The organism is Streptomyces sp. NPDC001401, from assembly GCF_042895385.1.
In the GTDB taxonomy this organism is placed as follows: Bacteria; Actinomycetota; Actinomycetes; order Streptomycetales; family Streptomycetaceae; genus Streptomyces.
Map to the genome: position 1 here is coordinate 114887 of NZ_JBIAWI010000010.1, position 15538 is coordinate 130424.

The following is a 15538-nucleotide window of genomic DNA, read 5'->3' on the forward strand; positions in this document are numbered from 1 at the left end:
TGCGGTCAAGGCAGCGTAATCGGTGCGGCACCAGGTCAGCTCCCATCGTGCAGGTCCCATACCCACACCCCGTCCACCCACTTACCGGGCCGGCCCACCAGTTCGGTAACGGCCCCGCGCAAGGCCTCGTCGTGCAGGCCGGGGGCCACGACCAGCGCTCCTGCCTTCCAGTACGCGAAGTCGCGCCGCGCCTGTGCCTGCCAGTTCCGGTCGAGCTTCGGGACGACGCCGGTGTCGCGGACGTCACTCAGCAGGTCGGAGGTGTAGCGGGGGGAGGCGCCGTAGATGCCGATGCGGTCGGCGCCGTAGGGGCCGTTGAAGTAGCCGCCGGGGAGCTTGAAGCCGAGGCCGGCCCGCTGCTGCCAGTGCAGGGCCTCCGCGTCGCCGGCGCCGGGCAGCGGCACCGTGACGAGCGACTCGCCCTTGCGGACGTACGGCTGCCACGCCCCGTCGGTGAAGAAGGCGGGCGTCGCGGGGCGTTCGACCGTCTTCAGCGGGGCCGGGACCAGCGGGAGCAGGGCCAGGCAGACGCCGAGCAGGCCGAGGTACTGCGTGCCCAGGTTGCGGGTCGCCGCCAGCCGGTCCAGGGCCAGGGCGAGCAGCATGCCGAGCGCCGGGGCGCAGATCATCGCGACCCGGCCCTCGATCACCGACTCGAACAGCGGGAGCTTGGCGAGGAACGCCCAGGGGCCCGGGTAGACCTTGTCCGTCATCGGGATGCGGAACTTCGGGCCGAGCGAGAGCAGCGCCGCGCCGACCGCCGTGACCGCCAGCGCCTTGACCAGGGCGTGCTCCCACAGCCGTACGACGATCGCGAAGGCGAGGGCGGCCAGCGGCCAGCCGTAGAAGGCGTTCTGCTCGGTGGGGTTGGGCGAGAGGGCGTTCGCGCGCTGGGCGTTGCCCGCGATCAGGGAGCGTTCGGCGAAGGAGAGCAGGGCGAGGGGGCTGTTGCCCGAGTTGGCAGCGTGCGGCATCCGGCTGTAGCTCTGCGGACCGGCGAACTGCCAGGTCAGCGCATACGCGACGAGCGGAAGACAGACCGCGGCAGCGATCGCCAGGCCACGCAGCAGCGGCCGCCGGGCTTCCTTCGCCACATCCCTGCGTACGACGCCGTAGGCGCCCGCGAACAGCACGAGGCCGATCGCCGCGAGCAGCAGGGGTTCTTCGCCGAGGAAGACCTGGTACGCGGCCATCAGGCCCAGGACCACCCCGTCCCGGACCACCCGGGTGCCCGCGCACAGGCGCAAGGCCCGGTCGATGATCAGCGGGATCATGAACAGCACCACGAAGTTGGGGTGCGCATTGGCATGGCTGACCATGGGCGGCGCGAACGCCGCCAGCGCCGCGCCGACGAAGGCCGCAGGTCGCCGCCGTACGACGCGTTTCACGATCAGCCAGTACCAGGCGGCCGCGGTGGCGGCGAGGCCCAGCGTCATCACGACGCTGAGGGAGACCGCCGGGCCCGCCAGGAGGGTGAGCGGTGCGAAGGGGACGGTGAGGCCGAGCATGACCGTGTTGGCCATGAGGTTCACGCCGTCGGGGAAGCCCTGCAGATCGGAGAAGAGGGGGTTGCGGAGGTGGGCGAGGTTGTCGGCCGTGACCGCGAAGAACCACTCCCACTGGTTCTGGTCCTGGAGGGAGTCGGGCAGGTAGCGGTGGTCCGGGTCGAACAGGCGGCCCGAGTACAGGGCCATCGACATGAGGAGGAAGAGGGCGACGACCAGGACGTCGGCGGGCCGCAGGGAGCGCAAGCGCAGTCGGGTCAGTTCGGCGAGGACACGGACGTAGTCGAGGTGGCGCAGTTTCGAGCCGGACTGGTGGGACCAGCGGATGGGGACCTCGGCGACCTGCCAGTCGGCGCGGTGGAAGTGACGCAGGACCTCGACGTCGATTCCCCAGCCGTTGATCCGGGAGGCGGCGAAGGCCTCGCGGGCCCGCTCGCCCTCGAAGAGCTTGAAGCCGCACTGGGTGTCCCGGATGCCGGGCACGGTCGTGCGGCGTATGAGTAAGTTCCCGGCGCGGCCCAGCAGTTCGCGCAGCGGATGCTGACGGTCCCCGATCGTCGCGCCGGGCACGGAACGGGAGCCGATCGCCGCCGCGTTCCCCTCGCCGAGCGCCTTGTCGAGCAGCTCCAGCTCCTCTATCGGGGCCGCGAGATCGGCGTCCGTGACCAGCACGCGCCGCCCGCGGGAGGCGGCGACGCCCAGGCGCAGGGCGTTGCCCTTCCCGCGGTTGCGGGGGCTGGTGACGAGCTGGATACGGGCGTCCCGGCGCTCCGTGACGACATCACGGGTGGTGTCCGTCGACCCGTCGTCGGCGACGACGACCTCCCACTCGCCCCAGCGGCCCTCGTTCTCGCCCAGATAGCGGGTGACGGCGTCGAGGGTGGGGCCGAGGCGCTGCTCCTCGTTGAAGGCGGGGATGACGACGGAAAGGTCCACGGCCCAGGCAGGTGTGCTCCTGGCCCGCTTGCTCATTCGTCCGCCAGCCGCTCGATGAGGGCCAGCGCGTGCTCGTTGTACGCGCCGACGATCGCCCGCGCCGTCCTGGTGTCGCGCTTGGCCAGGGCGTCGACCAGGTCCGTGTGGCCGGACCACAGGGCGCCGCGCAGATCGGGCAGCCGGCGCAGATGCTGCACCGCGCACACCCAGGACTGGACGCGCAGCCGGTGCAGGAAGTCGGCCAGGTAGGGGTTGCCGAAGAGGGTGCCGAGCTCGTGCCAGAAGCGCAGGTCGTAGCCGATCAGCACGGTGAGGTCGCCGGCCAGCGAGGCCCGCTGCGCCTCCTCGCCGCGCCGCCGGACCCCGGCGAGGGCGGCGACGGCACGGGGCTCGTCGTGCGGCGGGAAACGGTTCTGGTCGTTGTCCAGGGCGATGAACATGCCGTCGGTGACCAGGCTGCGGGCCTCGACGATGCCGCGGAAGTCGGCGACCGAGTACTCGTGGACGTGGAAGCCGCGGTGCTGGTCGGCGTCGAGGAGCCCCTGCGCGGACAGGTCGACGAGCGCCTCGCGCACGGGCGTCGCGGAGACCCCGTACTGCTCGGCGATCTCCTTCACCGTGAACTCCTGACCCGGCTGGAGCCGCCCCGCGAGAACCTCGTCGCGAAGCGCGTCGGCGATCTGCTGCCGCAGGGTGCTGCGGGTCACGGAGCCGTTGCCGCTGCTGCCGGGCATGGGTCGGGCGTCTCCTCGTCGCGTTCGGGTGGCGTGCACATACCTATCTACGAGCACGCCACCTTACGCGTTCGACCTCCCGCTGTTTACCCGCGTAGCTGTGGCCCTTCGATGCGGTTTCTCAGCGGTCGCGAGCCGCTACTCCGTGTACTCGTCCGCCACGGAGAGCGCCGCGTCCAGCGCCGCGAATCCCTCCTTCAACTCGGCCTCGCTCACGTTGCACGGCGGCACGACATGGGTGCGGTTCATGTTGATGAAGGGCCAGATGCCGTGCTTCTTCGCGGCCGCGCCGAAGGCGAGCATCGCGGCGTTCGCCTCGCCGGCCGCGTTGTACGGCACCAGCGGCTCGCGCGTCTCCTTGTTCTTCACCAGGTCCAGCGCCCAGAACATGCCGACACCGCGCACCTCGCCGACGCTCGGGTGCCGCTCGGCCAGCTCGCGCAGCGCGGGCCCGACGACGCTCGCACCCAGGTGCCCGGCGTTCTCGACGACGCCCTCCTCCGCCATGACGTTGATCGTCGCGACGGCGGCGGCGCAGGCCAGCGGGTGTCCGGAGTACGTGAGCCCGCCCGGGTACGCCCGCTTCCCGAACGTCTCGGCGATCGCGCCGGAGATGGCGACACCGCCGAGCGGCACATATCCGCTGTTCACGCCCTTGGCGAAGGTCATGAGGTCGGGTACGACATCGAAGAGATCGGCGGCGAACCACTCACCGGTCCGCCCGAACCCGGCCATGACCTCGTCGAGGACGAAGACGATCCCGTACTTGTCGCAGATCTCACGTACACCGGCGAGGTAGCCGGGCGGCGGCACCATGATCCCGGCGGTGCCCGGAATGGTCTCCAGGATGATCGCGGCGACGGTGGCCGGCCCCTCGAAGGCGATCGTCGTCTCGAGGTGCTCCAGCGCCCGCGCGCACTCCTGCTCCTCGGTCTCGGCGTAGAAGCGGGAGCGGTAGAGATACGGCGCCCAGAAGTGCACGACACCGGCGGCAGCGCTGTCGGAGGCCCAACGGCGCGGATCCCCGGTGAGGTTGATCGCCTGCTGGGTGCCGCCGTGGTACGAGCGGTAGGCGGACAGCACCTTGGCCCGCCCGGTGTGCAGCCGGGCCATCCGCACGGCGTGCTCCACGGCGTCCGCGCCACCGTTGGTGAAGAAGATCTTGTCCAGGTCGCCCGGCGTCCGCTCGGCGATCAGCCGGGCCGCCTCCGAACGGGCCTCGATCGCGAAGGCGGGCGCGAACGTGGAGAGGGTTGCGGCCTGCTCCTGTATCGCGGCGACGACCTTCGGGTGCTGGTAGCCGATGTTGGTGTAGACGAGCCCGCTGGTGAAGTCCAGGTACCGCCTGCCGTCGTAGTCCCAGAAGTACGACCCCTCCGCACCGGCGACGGCGAGCGGGTCGATGAGCTCCTGCGCGGACCAGGAGTGGAACACATGAGCACGGTCCGCGGCCTTCACGGCGGCGCCGGCCTCGGGGTTTGGCTGAGGGGTCATGGCGGCGAGCGTAGGTGTCCGCGGTGCCCGCTCGGTATCGGCTTCCTGTCTGTGATGTGGGGGTTTCCACGACAGGTTGTCGACAGGGCAAGATGACAGTACGCTGTCGAAAAGACAGCATCCTGTCATCCTTGGATGGAGGAGCCATGAACAGCAGCCGCAAGCCCGTCCATCTGGCCGTGTACGACAGCCTCGCCGACTGGGAGACGGGGCATACGACCGCGTATCTCGCCCGCGCCGGGTACGAGATCCGCACCGTGGGGCCGACCCGCGAGCCGGTGCGGTCCATCGGAGGCCTCCGCGTCCTGCCCGACCTGGCCCTGGACGACGTACGCCCCGAGGACAGCTCCCTCCTGATCCTCCCGGGCGCCGACCTCTGGGACGCCGGGGACGACCTCGCGCCCTTCGCCCGCAAGGCCCGCGCCTTCCTTGATGCCGGCGTCCCTGTCGCCGCCATCTGCGGCGCCACCGCCGGGCTCGCCCGCGAGGGCCTGCTCGACGAGCGGGACCACACCGGTGCCGTCTCCTTCTATTTGGCCGCGACCGGGTACAAGGGCGGCGAGCGGTACGTCGACGCCGATGCCGTCACCGACGGGGACCTGATCACCGCCGGGCCCACCGAGCCCGTCGCCTTCGGCCGGGAGGTGTTCCGGCTGCTCGGGGTGTACGAGGGCGAGGTGCTCGACGCCTGGTACCGGCTGTACCACGACTCGGACGCGGAGGCCTACGCCGTGCTGCAGAAGGCCGCGGCGCAGTGAGCAGAGAGCGTCAGGAGCTGCTCAGCCGCAGCGCCCTCGGGGTCTTTCGGCTCAACGGTCAATTCCTGGCCGTCGCAGAGGAGTTGGCGAAGCCTGCCGGGCTCACCGCCGCCTGGTGGCAGGTGCTCGGCGCGGTGCTCGGGGAGCCGTTGTCGGTCGCCGGGATCGCCCGGGCGATGGGCATCACGCGGCAGAGCGTGCAGCGGATCGCGGACCTTCTTGTCGAGCGCGGGCTCGCCGAGTACCGGCCCAATCCCGCCCACCGCCGCGCCAAGCTCCTCGCCCCGACCGAGGAGGGCCGCGCGGCGATCCGGCGCATCAACCCCGGGCACGCCGCCTTCGCCGACCGCCTCGCGGAGGCCTTCGGGGAGGACGGGCTCGCGGAGGCCGTGCACGTGCTGGAACGGCTGTCCAAGGTGCTGGACCAGCTGGGGCCGCCTGTTACGGAACCGTAGACACCGGTCCGCTCGCCTCCCCGTACGCCCGCACTATCGTTGGGATGTTGAACAAGGGCGTGGCGGGGGATTTCGGGGGAGGCCTGCGATGGAGAAGCTCGGGGCTGGGGATCCGATGGGGGTCCCCCCGGCCGGAGGCTGGGGGAGGATCGGGGCGTATCGGCTGCTGGCGCGGCTCGGCGCCGGAGGGATGGGGTTCGTCTACCTCGCCCGCTCCGACCGCGGCCGTACCGTCGCCGTGAAACTGGTGCGCGAGGAACTGGCCGCGCAGGAGGAGTTCCGGGCGCGGTTCCGGCAGGAGGTGCAGGCCGCGCGGCAGGTCGGCGGGCACTGGACGGCGCCCGTTCTCGACGCCGACACCGAGGCCGCGGTGCCGTGGGTCGCCACCGGGTACGTCGCCGGGCCCAGCCTGCAGCAGGTCGTCGGGCACGACCACGGGGCGCTGCCCGAGCGCTCGGTCCGCATCCTCGCGGCCGGTCTCGCCCACGCACTGCAGGACATCCACGCCGCCGGGATCATCCACCGCGACCTCAAGCCGTCCAACGTGCTGGTGACCATCGACGGACCGCGCGTCATCGACTTCGGCATCGCGCGGGCGCTGGAGACCGTGACGGACGGCGGGCTGACACGGACCGGCGCGCTCGTCGGATCGCCCGGCTTCATGGCCCCCGAGCAGGTGCGCGGCGACCGCATCACCCCCGCCTGCGACGTCTTCTGCCTGGGCTCCGTGCTGGCGTACGCGGCCACCGGCCAGCTCCCCTTCGGCAGCGCCAACAGCGGTGTGCACGCCCTGATGTTCCGCATCGCCCAGGAGGAACCCGACCTGGAGGGGGTGCCCGAGGGCATCGCCGACCTCGTACGGGACTGCCTGAAGAAGGACCCGGCCGCGCGGCCGACGCTGGACCAGGTGCTGGAGCGCACGGGCGCCGAGGACACCGTGCTCGGCGGGCGCTCCCGCGACCCCTGGCTGCCCAGCGCACTCGTCGCCCAACTCGGCCGTCATGCCGTGCAGTTGCTGGACGCGGAGGACCCGGAGGAGGGGACGGCACCCCAAAGGGACCAGGGCCCCGGCGGGCCCTCGCTGCAGAAGACGGCCCCCGAGGCCTCCCCCGAGCACGCCCCCGCCGCCGACGACTCCGCACCGGAACCGGGCCCGCCCGCCGGACCGCCCCCGCCCGGGCAGCCGGGCAGCGGCGCCCCGCTGAACCACCTCCCCACGATGGTCGCGGGCCAGGGCGCACCGACACCCCCGCCCGCCCATGCGCAGACACCCCCGGCCTACGGCTATCCGCAGCAGCACCCCCAGCAGCAGCCCGCCTACGGCTACCCGCCCCAGCAGCCCGGCGGGTACGGCTACCCCCAGCAACCCGGCGCCTACGGAGGCCTCGGCTCCACCCCGCCCTACGGCCCGCCCTACACCGGCCCGGTCCCGCCCGCCCCGCAGGAACCGCCCCGAAGGAGCGGCCGTTCCACCGCGGCACTGATCGCCGTCGCCCTGATCGTCGCGCTCGGCGCCGGCGGCTCGGTCTACGCCCTCATGAACGGCGGCGGCGACAAGGCCGACAACAAGCCGAGCCCGGCGCCGACCGCCGCCGCACCCTCGAAGACCGAGCCGAGCCCGACGGCCACGACGAGCGCGCAGCCCACCACCTCCGCGCCCTCGAACGGCGCGATCCCGGCCGGCTACCTGGGCACCTGGACGACCACCATCACCAACGCCGACGGCGAGAACACCCGCGAACTCACCATCCAGCAGGGCAAGGTGGGCGACACGGTCATGTCCCTCGTCGCCGACGGCCCCACGAGCAACGGCACCTACCACTGCGTGTTCCAGGCCGATCTGACCGCGGCACCGGGCAGCGCCGGCCCCCTGGAGATCGGCCCGTCCAGCGTGACGTCCGGCGACTCCGGCTACTGCAAGCCGGGCGACGCCACCGAGATCAGCCTGCTGCCGGACGGCAGCCTGCAGCGCGAGAACACCAGCAACGGCGAGAAGCTGAAGTACACCAGGCAGTGACGCGGGTGAGGGGCTGACGGGCACCCTTGTGCCGTAGTGGCGTGTCCATGACGATGGGCGGAGCGTCGGCATCGGCAGCCCCGGGAGGACACATGCGTCCCAGCCCCACCAGGAGAACGGTCCTGACCGCGACGGCGGCGAGTGCGGCGGCACTCGGGGCGGCGCCGAGCCCGGCCGAGGCGGCCACGCCGGGCCGCCGCCCGCCCGTCACCGCACAGCCCCCGAACCGCGAACTCCGCGCGCTGCTGCGCGAGTTGGACTCCGCCCGCATCGAAGCGACCATCCGCAAGCTCGTCTCCTTCGGCACCCGTCACACCCTCTCCGCCCAGGACGACCCGGACCGCGGCATCGGCGCCGCCCGCGACTGGCTCCTCGCCGAGCTGCGCTCCTGCGCCGCCGCCTCCGGCGGCCGGATGACGGCCGAACTCCAGTCGTACGTCCAGGAACCCGCGTCCCGCATCCCCACCGCCACGAAGATCACGAACGTGCTCGCGACCCTGCGTGGATCGGTGACACCGGAGCGCGTGTACGTCGTCTCCGGGCACTACGACTCCCGGGTCACCGACGTCATGAACGCCACCTCCGACGCGCCGGGCGCGGACGACGACGCGTCCGGGGTGGCCGTCGTACTGGAGCTGGCGCGGGTGATGGCGAAACGCCGTCCGGCTGCCACGATCGTGTTCGCGGCGGTGGCGGGGGAGGAGCAGGGGCTGTACGGATCGACGTATCTGGCACAGCAGTTGAAGGCGGCCGGCACCGATGTGCAGGGGATGTTCACCAACGACATCGTCGGCAGTTCCACGGCGGACGACGGCACGAAGGACCCGTACACGATCCGCCTGTTCGCGGAGGGCGTCCCCTCCTCGGAGACCCCGGAACAGGCGGCGATCCGCAAGTCGGTCGGCGGCGAGAACGACTCCCCGGCCCGCCAACTCGCCCGATTCGTGCGGGACGTGGCCGACAACGACGCCACCGGCATGCACATCCGCGTCGTCTACCGCCGCGATCGCTACCTCCGCGGCGGCGACCACATCCCCTTCCTCGAGCGCGGCTACCCGGCCGCCCGCTTCACCGAACCGGCCGAGGACTTCGCCCACCAGCACCAGGACGTACGCGTCGACGAGACGGGCAAGCAGTACGGCGACCTGCCCGAGTTCTGCGACTTCGACTTCGTCGAGCGGGTCGCGCGGGTCAACGCGGCCGCCCTGTGGACCCTCGCCCAGGCACCGGGCACACCACGCGGAGCGAAGATCGTGACCTCCGCCCTGACCAACTCCACCCAGCTGGTGTGGACGCGGGGCACGGAACCCGACCTGGCGGGCTACGAGATCGTCTGGCGCGAGACGACGGCACCGGAGTGGACGCACGTGATCCCCGCCGGGGACGTCACGACGTACGAGGTGGACCTGTCGAAGGACAACGTGTTCTTCGGCGTTCGGGCCGTGGGCCGGGCGGGGAACAGGAGCCCGGTGGCGTTCCCGGCCCCGCAGTCCTAGACGCCCGCTCCCATGCGGTCACCGCGGCTCGGGCGGCCGCTGCCGCGGCATGTTCGGCCGCGAGCCCGCCCCCGGAGGCAGTGGGAAGCGCCCCGGCACACTGCCCTGCTCGTGCCGCCCGGCCCCGGCCGCCGCGGACTGGATCCCCAACGGCGCGGATCCGGTCCGGAACTCCACCATCCAGTCCGCGGTCTCCGTGCGCACCAGCTCGGTCACGTCCTCCGAGAACCGCCGCAGCACCGCCAGGCACCGCTCGGCGGCCTCGCTCGCCGTCCCCTCCGCGGGGCCCAGCACCTCGCGCACACTCTCCGAGGCCCAGTCGAACTGCAGCACCTGCAGCCGCCGCTGCACGGCCTGCGCGGTCGCCACATCCCTTATCCAGCCCGACGTCACACCGAAGAACCGGTCCACGGCCACGCACGCCACCGCGAACAGCAGCGCGAGATACCCCCACGCGGCCATCCCGGCGGCCACCCCGGTCAGATCCAGCAGCGGCAGCGCGGCCCCGGCGGCGGCCCCCAGCGCGGCCCCCGTGCGCAGCGCCCGCGCACCCCGCCGCTTCCACACCCGGTCCGCGAGGTACCAGGCCGCCGTCTGAAGCGCCCCGCGCTCCACCCAGAGGTACAGCTCGTGCAGCCGCTCGGCCGGCTCGCCCCAGTCCCCGAGCGGGAACGACCGCCCGATCAGATCGCCCGGCCGCAGCCCGGCCGCCCCCTCGCCCCGCCCGTCCTGAGCCGGTCCCTCGGGCTGCATCTCCGGCTGACCCACACGGCACTCCCTACTGATCACGGCGCTGATCACGAGGCTGACCACGACCGAACACGTTGCGTGACACCTGATCCTGATGTGCCCGACCCTTCCTACCGCCCAATGGGTGGCGGAGCCCCTGGATTCACCTCTATTCCGCCCGGAAGTGGGTCTTGATCAGGTATAGGACTCGGCAACACCTCACTCGAAAGAGTGCTGGGGCGATGGCTGCCTGGACCACGTAGGCTCGTGCCAGGCGGGAAAACCTCGCCCATACAGCCGTACGAAACCAGGAGCTGATCGTGATTCCCGGTGGTGGCCAGCCGAATATGCAGCAGCTGCTCCAGCAGGCCCAGAAGATGCAGCAGGACCTGCAGCGGGCGCAGGAGGAGCTGGCACAGACGGAGGTCGACGGGCAGGCGGGGGGCGGCCTGGTGAAGGCCACCGTCACCGGATCCGGCGAGCTGCGCGCGCTGAAGATCGACCCCAAGGCGGTGGACCCCGAGGACACCGAGACCCTCGCGGACCTGATCGTCGCGGCGGTCCAGGCGGCGAACGAGAACGCCCAGAACCTCCAGCAGCAGAAGCTGGGCCCGCTGGCCCAGGGCCTGGGCGGCGGCAGCGGTATCCCCGGCCTGCCTTTCTAAGAGGGGCGTCCGCCAACTACCGTACGTACTTGTAAGGAACCCCGGGAAGGACGGCAGTCCGTGTACGAAGGCGTGGTGCAGGACCTGATCGACGAGCTGGGCCGGCTGCCCGGCGTCGGTCCCAAGAGCGCCCAGCGGATCGCCTTCCACATCCTGCAGGCGGAACCGACGGACGTACGGCGGCTCGCGCAGGCGCTGATGGAGGTCAAGGCGAAGGTCCGCTTCTGCGCGACCTGCGGCAATGTCGCACAGGAAGAGCTGTGCAACATCTGCCGCGACAGCCGCCGCGACCGCTCCGTCATCTGCGTGGTGGAGGAGCCGAAGGACGTGGTCGCGATCGAGCGCACCCGCGAGTTCCGCGGCCGTTACCACGTGCTCGGGGGCGCGATCAGCCCCATCGAGGGAGTGGGCCCCGACGACCTGCGTATACGAGAACTTCTCGCGCGGTTGGCCGACGGGACGGTCACGGAACTGATCCTGGCCACGGACCCGAACCTGGAGGGCGAGGCCACAGCGACGTACCTCGCCCGCATGATCAAGCCCATGGGCCTCAAGGTCACCCGCCTGGCCAGCGGCCTCCCGGTGGGCGGAGACCTGGAATACGCGGACGAGGTCACCCTCGGCCGCGCCTTCGAGGGGAGACGACTCCTAGATGTCTGACGCCACGCTGCATGCCACGACGCAGGACCCGGACGACTTCGCGGTCCAGATCGCGGACCAGGTAGAGAGCTTCCTGGTGGCCGTCACAGAGGTGGCGAAGGGCGACGAGCCCGACTCGGCCGTCCCCTTCCTCCTCCTGGAGGTCTCCCAGCTCCTGCTGGCCGGCGGCCGCCTCGGCGCGCACGAGGACATCGTCCCCGACGAGCGCTACGAGCCCGACACGGGCCCGGACGCCGACGTGGACGAACTCCGCGAGAACCTGGCCCGCCTGCTGGACCCGATCGACGTCTACTCCGAGGTCTTCGACCCCTACGAGCCGCGCAAGGCCCCGGTCCCGGCCCGTATCTCCGACGACCTGACCGATGTCATCACCGACCTCCGCCACGGCATGGCCCACTACCGCTCGGGCCGCACCACGGAGGCCCTGTGGTGGTGGCAGTTCTCCTACTTCTCCAACTGGGGCTCCACGGCGTCGGCGACCCTGCGCGCGCTCCAGTCGGTGGTCGCGCATGTGCGGTTGAACCAGCCGCTGGAGGAACTGGACGGGCTGGACACGGACCAGACCGCCATGGGGGACGAGACCCTCGAGTTCGAGGCCGGCAAGGTCATGGCGGAGGAGATCGGGGAGCCGCTGGGGATGCGCCCCGGCAAGTAGGCGGGTGGGGGCAGCAGCTTTACGGCAGCCCCCACAGCCCCTTCCCCACCGCGGTGACCCCGCCTGCCAGCGCCAGCGACAGCACCAGCAGGCGGGCCCGCTTCTCGGGTATCCGCTCGGCGAGCCCCCGCCCGATCAACGCCCCCACCACCATCGCGGTGACGACCCACCCCCAACGGGCCCCGCTCAGCTCCGGCACCCCGTTCGCCGCCACCGAGAACGCGTTCACGATCACCCCGTAGAACTGCGCGTTCGGCACGAACTCCCGTACCGTCCAGCCCGCGTTGACGGCGTACAGCGAAACCGGCGGACCGCCCACGCCCGCGGCCGAGTTCATGAACCCGCCCACCGCGCCCGCGGCGACGGCACCCTTCGTGCCGCGCAGGGCGGGCACCCGGGCGCCGCGCATGACCAGCAGTACGGCGGCCGTGACCAGGCCGCCCATGACCAACAGCAGTGCGGGCTCCGGCAGTTGACGGGTCAGCCACGCCCCCGCCGGCACCGTACATGCGGCCGCCACGCACAGCGGCACCATCGCGCGCGGCCGCACCCGCCGCCAACCGCCGGCCAGTCCCACGACGCTGATGGCCCCCGCCGCGCAGTTGGCGAGCACGACACCCTGGGCCGGTCCGAGCAGCAGCACCAGCGCGGGCACGGCGACCAGGGCGAACCCCATACCGGTCAGCCACTGCACGGAGGACCCGAGCAACACGATGCCCGCCAGCAGTATGTCCGTCGTGATCAAGTGGTCACTCCATGTGAGTTGGGTGCGTCTTGGATCTGCGCTGTACGACGGCTGCACGGGCCCTAACCAGTGAAAAGCGAGTCTGGAGTCACTTCCCCAGCAGGGAGGTGAAAGACCCGGAACCGCACCGAAACTGGAGACAGCGATGACCCGTCGTTCCATAACCAAGCGCGCAGCCGTCGTCACCGCCACCGCTCTCGTCGCCGTTGGCACCTTCGCTGCCGGGATCGGCGTCGCCGGCTCAGACAACGACGCGAAGGCGAGCAAGAAGCAGATAGCCGGGCTGTTCGACACCTGGAACAGAACCCTGCAGACCGGCGACCCGGAGAAGGTCGCGGACCTCTACGCGGACGACGCGGTCCTCCTGCCCACCGTCTCCAACAAGATCCGCACCGACCACGCAGGCATCGTCGACTACTTCGAACACTTCCTGGAGAACAAGCCGGTCGGGAAGAAGCTCGAGACGATCGTCAACGTGCTCGACGACGACTCCGCCATCGACACCGGGATCTACCAGTTCACGCTCACCGACCACGCGACCGGGACGCAGAGCGTCGTCAAGGCCCGCTACACGTACGAGTACGAGAAGCGGGACGGAAAGTGGCTGATCGTCAACCACCACTCCTCGAAGATGCCCGAAGGCTGATCCTGACCTCCAGCCCGCCGCCGGGAGCATCCCGCAGGGTCACGGTCCCGCCGTCGTCGGTCACCAGCTGCTTGACGACGGCGAGGCCGAGGCCGGAGCCGGAGCGCCCGGTCAGGCCCTGGCCGCGCCAGAAGCGGTCGAAGGCGCGGGACTTCTCCGCGTCGGACATGCCGGGGCCCTGGTCGAGGACGGAGAGCACCACTTCGTCCCCACTCGGTTCGATCCGGACGGTGATCGTGGAGCCGTCCGGCGAGACCTCCAGTGCATTCGAGAGCACGTTGTCCAGCACCTGGTCCAGATGACCGGGGCCGGCCAGCACAGCCGGCCGGCCGTCGGCACTCCCCCTGAGCGTGATGGTGACTCCGCGCTCGTCGGCGGCCGGCCTCCACACCGACAGACGTTCGTCCACGATCTCCCCGAGGGGCAGCGGCTCCGCGGCCGTCACCTTCGCCTCGGCCCGCGCGAGCACCAGCAGGCCGTTGACCAGCCGGCTCATCCGCACCACCTCGGCGGTCGCCTGCTCCACGTCCTCCCGCACGAACTCGTCGTCCACCCCGTCCGCGATGTTGTCCAGCGACAGGCGCAACGCAGTGAGGGGCGTACGGAGTTGGTGGGAGGCGTCGGCGACGAAGATCCGCTGTGAGGCGACCAGCGTGTCCAGGCGCTCCGCGCCCTGGTTCAGGGTGCGGGCGAGGGTCTGGGTCTCCGGCGGGCCCGTCACCGGGGAGCGGGCGGTCAGGTCGCCGTCGCTGAACTTGCTTGCCATGGAGTTCAGTTCGCGCAGTGGCGCGGTGATCCGGCGGGCCGCGACCGCACCGATCAGCGCCGCCACACCGAGCACCGCCACCGCGAGACCCGCCCGGAAGCCCCAGATCGTCCACAGCCTGTGGGTGAGCTCGTCGGTGGAGTACTTGATCCGTACGGCGCCCACGACCGGGCCCTTGCCCGCACCGGCCGCCGTGGCCTCGCGGGCCGGAACGGTGATCACCAGGTTCCGGCCCCAGATGAACCTCGAGCCCCAGTCGGTCGTGCTCTTCCCGTCCCGCACGGCCTGGGTCAGCGCCGCGTCCCGGGCCGGTTTCTGCAGGTCCGGCGCGCAGGGCCGGCCGGTCGTGGAGACGACCTGGACCGTGCCGGGCGTCTCCACGTCGTACACCGCGGCCATCTCGGCCAGGGCCTTGCAGGACGCCGGGTCGCCGTTGCCCAGCAGCAGGGCCATGGTCGTGGCCTCGCGGTGCACGGACTCCCGGGTGTCGTCCCGCAGCTGTGCGGTGAGCGTGAAGGCCACCGGCACGGTGAACAGCAGGATGGCGACCGCGACGAGCAGGATGTAACTGCGAATGAGCTGGCGGTTCATGACGCCTCGGCGTCCTTGACGACCTCCAGCCGGAAGCCGACCCCGCGCACCGCCTCGACGGTGATGATCCCCGCGAACTTCCGCCGCAGCGCCGCCACATGCACATCGAGCGTCTTGGTCGGCCCGAACCAGTTCGCGTCCCAGACCGCTTCCATGATCTGCTCCCGGGACATCAGCGCGCCCGGCTCCTCGGTGAGGAAGGCCAGCAGGTCGTACTCCTTGGGCGCGAGGGCGACCTCCTCGCCGTCCACGTGCACCCGGGCCGCCTTGCGGTCGATCGTCAGCCGGGACCCGTACCGGTCCGGGCCTGCCGCGGCCTCCTCCGGCGTACGGGGCTGCACGCGCCGCATCACCGCTCGTATCCGCGCGATGACCTCCCGGACCCCGAACGGCTTGGACACGTAGTCGTCCGCGCCGAGTTCCAGGCCCACCACCCGGTCCGTCTCGTCGCTGCGCGCGCTGATCACGATGATCGGCACATCACTGCGCTCGCGCAGCGCCTTGCAGACGTCGAGGCCGTCGGTGTCGGGCAGCCCGAGATCGAGGAGTACGACGTCGTACGGATCCTTGTGACTCAGCGCCGCGCCGCCCGTGGTGACCCACTCCACCTCGAAGCCGTACCGGGTCAGGCCACGGCGAAGGGACTCGGCGACCGGCTCATCGTCTTCCACCAGAAGTACGCGCAC

The 15538-nt window shown here is 71.3% G+C and carries 15 protein-coding genes; 8 read left to right on the plus strand and 7 right to left on the minus strand.

The genetic code is table 11. The annotated features are described in order from the left end of the window. Window positions 1–35: 35 nt before the first annotated feature. The 3 genes from ACFY10_RS30180 to ACFY10_RS30190 form a co-directional block, all read right to left on the minus strand. A complete protein-coding gene (locus ACFY10_RS30180; protein ID WP_390668356.1) occupies window positions 36–2477 on the minus strand; it encodes a dolichyl-phosphate beta-glucosyltransferase in 2442 nt (813 codons plus the stop codon). Next, a complete protein-coding gene (locus tag ACFY10_RS30185; RefSeq protein WP_390668357.1) occupies window positions 2474–3175 on the minus strand; it encodes a GntR family transcriptional regulator in 702 nt (233 codons plus the stop codon). The genes ACFY10_RS30180 and ACFY10_RS30185 overlap by 4 nt, the downstream gene beginning before the upstream one ends. A gap of 138 nt (window positions 3176–3313) precedes the next feature. After that, window positions 3314–4669 (minus strand): aspartate aminotransferase family protein, encoded by a 1356-nt coding sequence (locus ACFY10_RS30190; RefSeq protein WP_390668358.1) that lies wholly within the window; start codon window positions 4667–4669, stop codon window positions 3314–3316. A gap of 146 nt (window positions 4670–4815) precedes the next feature. On the opposite strand from ACFY10_RS30190, the gene ACFY10_RS30195 reads away from it, so the two are divergent. The 4 genes from ACFY10_RS30195 (at window position 4816) to ACFY10_RS30210 (ending at window position 9395) form a co-directional block, all read left to right on the plus strand. Beyond that, a complete protein-coding gene (locus ACFY10_RS30195; protein WP_390668359.1) occupies window positions 4816–5427 on the plus strand; it encodes a type 1 glutamine amidotransferase family protein in 612 nt (203 codons plus the stop codon). Beyond that, window positions 5424–5882, plus strand: coding sequence for a MarR family winged helix-turn-helix transcriptional regulator (locus ACFY10_RS30200; protein WP_390668360.1), 459 nt, complete (start codon window positions 5424–5426; stop codon window positions 5880–5882). The genes ACFY10_RS30195 and ACFY10_RS30200 overlap by 4 nt, the downstream gene beginning before the upstream one ends. Before the next feature lie 88 nt (window positions 5883–5970). Next, window positions 5971–7899 (plus strand): serine/threonine-protein kinase, encoded by a 1929-nt coding sequence (locus ACFY10_RS30205; protein WP_390668361.1) that lies wholly within the window; start codon window positions 5971–5973, stop codon window positions 7897–7899. A gap of 92 nt (window positions 7900–7991) precedes the next feature. Further along, the gene (locus ACFY10_RS30210) at window positions 7992–9395 is read left to right on the plus strand and encodes a M20/M25/M40 family metallo-hydrolase (protein ID WP_390668362.1); all 1404 of its coding nucleotides are present in this window, start codon (window positions 7992–7994) and stop codon (window positions 9393–9395) included. 18 nt (window positions 9396–9413) lie between these two features. On the opposite strand, the gene ACFY10_RS30215 is transcribed toward ACFY10_RS30210, so the two are convergent. Further along, window positions 9414–10163 carry an SLATT domain-containing protein gene (locus tag ACFY10_RS30215; protein ID WP_390668363.1) on the minus strand — a complete coding sequence of 250 codons (750 nt, stop codon included), beginning with the start codon at window positions 10161–10163 and terminating at the stop codon, window positions 9414–9416. 281 nt (window positions 10164–10444) lie between these two features. On the opposite strand from ACFY10_RS30215, the gene ACFY10_RS30220 reads away from it, so the two are divergent. Genes ACFY10_RS30220 through ACFY10_RS30230 form a run of 3 tightly spaced genes read left to right on the plus strand, consistent with a single transcriptional unit; the run spans window position 10445 to window position 12104 of the window. Then, window positions 10445–10789: a YbaB/EbfC family nucleoid-associated protein gene (locus ACFY10_RS30220; RefSeq protein WP_030942250.1), complete on the plus strand. Its 345-nt coding sequence runs from the start codon at window positions 10445–10447 to the stop codon at window positions 10787–10789. Window positions 10790–10849: 60 nt separating this feature from the next. Then, window positions 10850–11449 carry a recombination mediator RecR gene (gene recR / locus ACFY10_RS30225; protein WP_390668364.1) on the plus strand — a complete coding sequence of 200 codons (600 nt, stop codon included), beginning with the start codon at window positions 10850–10852 and terminating at the stop codon, window positions 11447–11449. After that, window positions 11442–12104: a DUF5063 domain-containing protein gene (locus ACFY10_RS30230; RefSeq protein ID WP_390668365.1), complete on the plus strand. Its 663-nt coding sequence runs from the start codon at window positions 11442–11444 to the stop codon at window positions 12102–12104. Before recR ends, ACFY10_RS30230 begins: the two co-directional genes overlap by 8 nt. A gap of 19 nt (window positions 12105–12123) precedes the next feature. Here the strand turns inward: ACFY10_RS30230 and ACFY10_RS30235 are convergent, their stop codons facing one another. Beyond that, a complete protein-coding gene (locus ACFY10_RS30235; protein ID WP_390668652.1) occupies window positions 12124–12846 on the minus strand; it encodes a sulfite exporter TauE/SafE family protein in 723 nt (240 codons plus the stop codon). A 148-nt stretch (window positions 12847–12994) separates the two neighbouring features. Between ACFY10_RS30235 and ACFY10_RS30240 the strand changes: the two genes are divergently transcribed. Beyond that, window positions 12995–13495, plus strand: coding sequence for an SgcJ/EcaC family oxidoreductase (locus ACFY10_RS30240; RefSeq protein WP_390668366.1), 501 nt, complete (start codon window positions 12995–12997; stop codon window positions 13493–13495). On the opposite strand, the gene ACFY10_RS30245 is transcribed toward ACFY10_RS30240, so the two are convergent. Together ACFY10_RS30245 and ACFY10_RS30250 are read right to left on the minus strand one after the other, a co-directional pair. After that, window positions 13461–14852: a sensor histidine kinase gene (locus tag ACFY10_RS30245; protein ID WP_390668367.1), complete on the minus strand. Its 1392-nt coding sequence runs from the start codon at window positions 14850–14852 to the stop codon at window positions 13461–13463. The genes ACFY10_RS30240 and ACFY10_RS30245 overlap by 35 nt on opposite strands. Continuing rightward, window positions 14849–15538 (minus strand): response regulator transcription factor, encoded by a 690-nt coding sequence (locus ACFY10_RS30250; RefSeq protein ID WP_390668368.1) that lies wholly within the window; start codon window positions 15536–15538, stop codon window positions 14849–14851. The genes ACFY10_RS30245 and ACFY10_RS30250 overlap by 4 nt, the downstream gene beginning before the upstream one ends.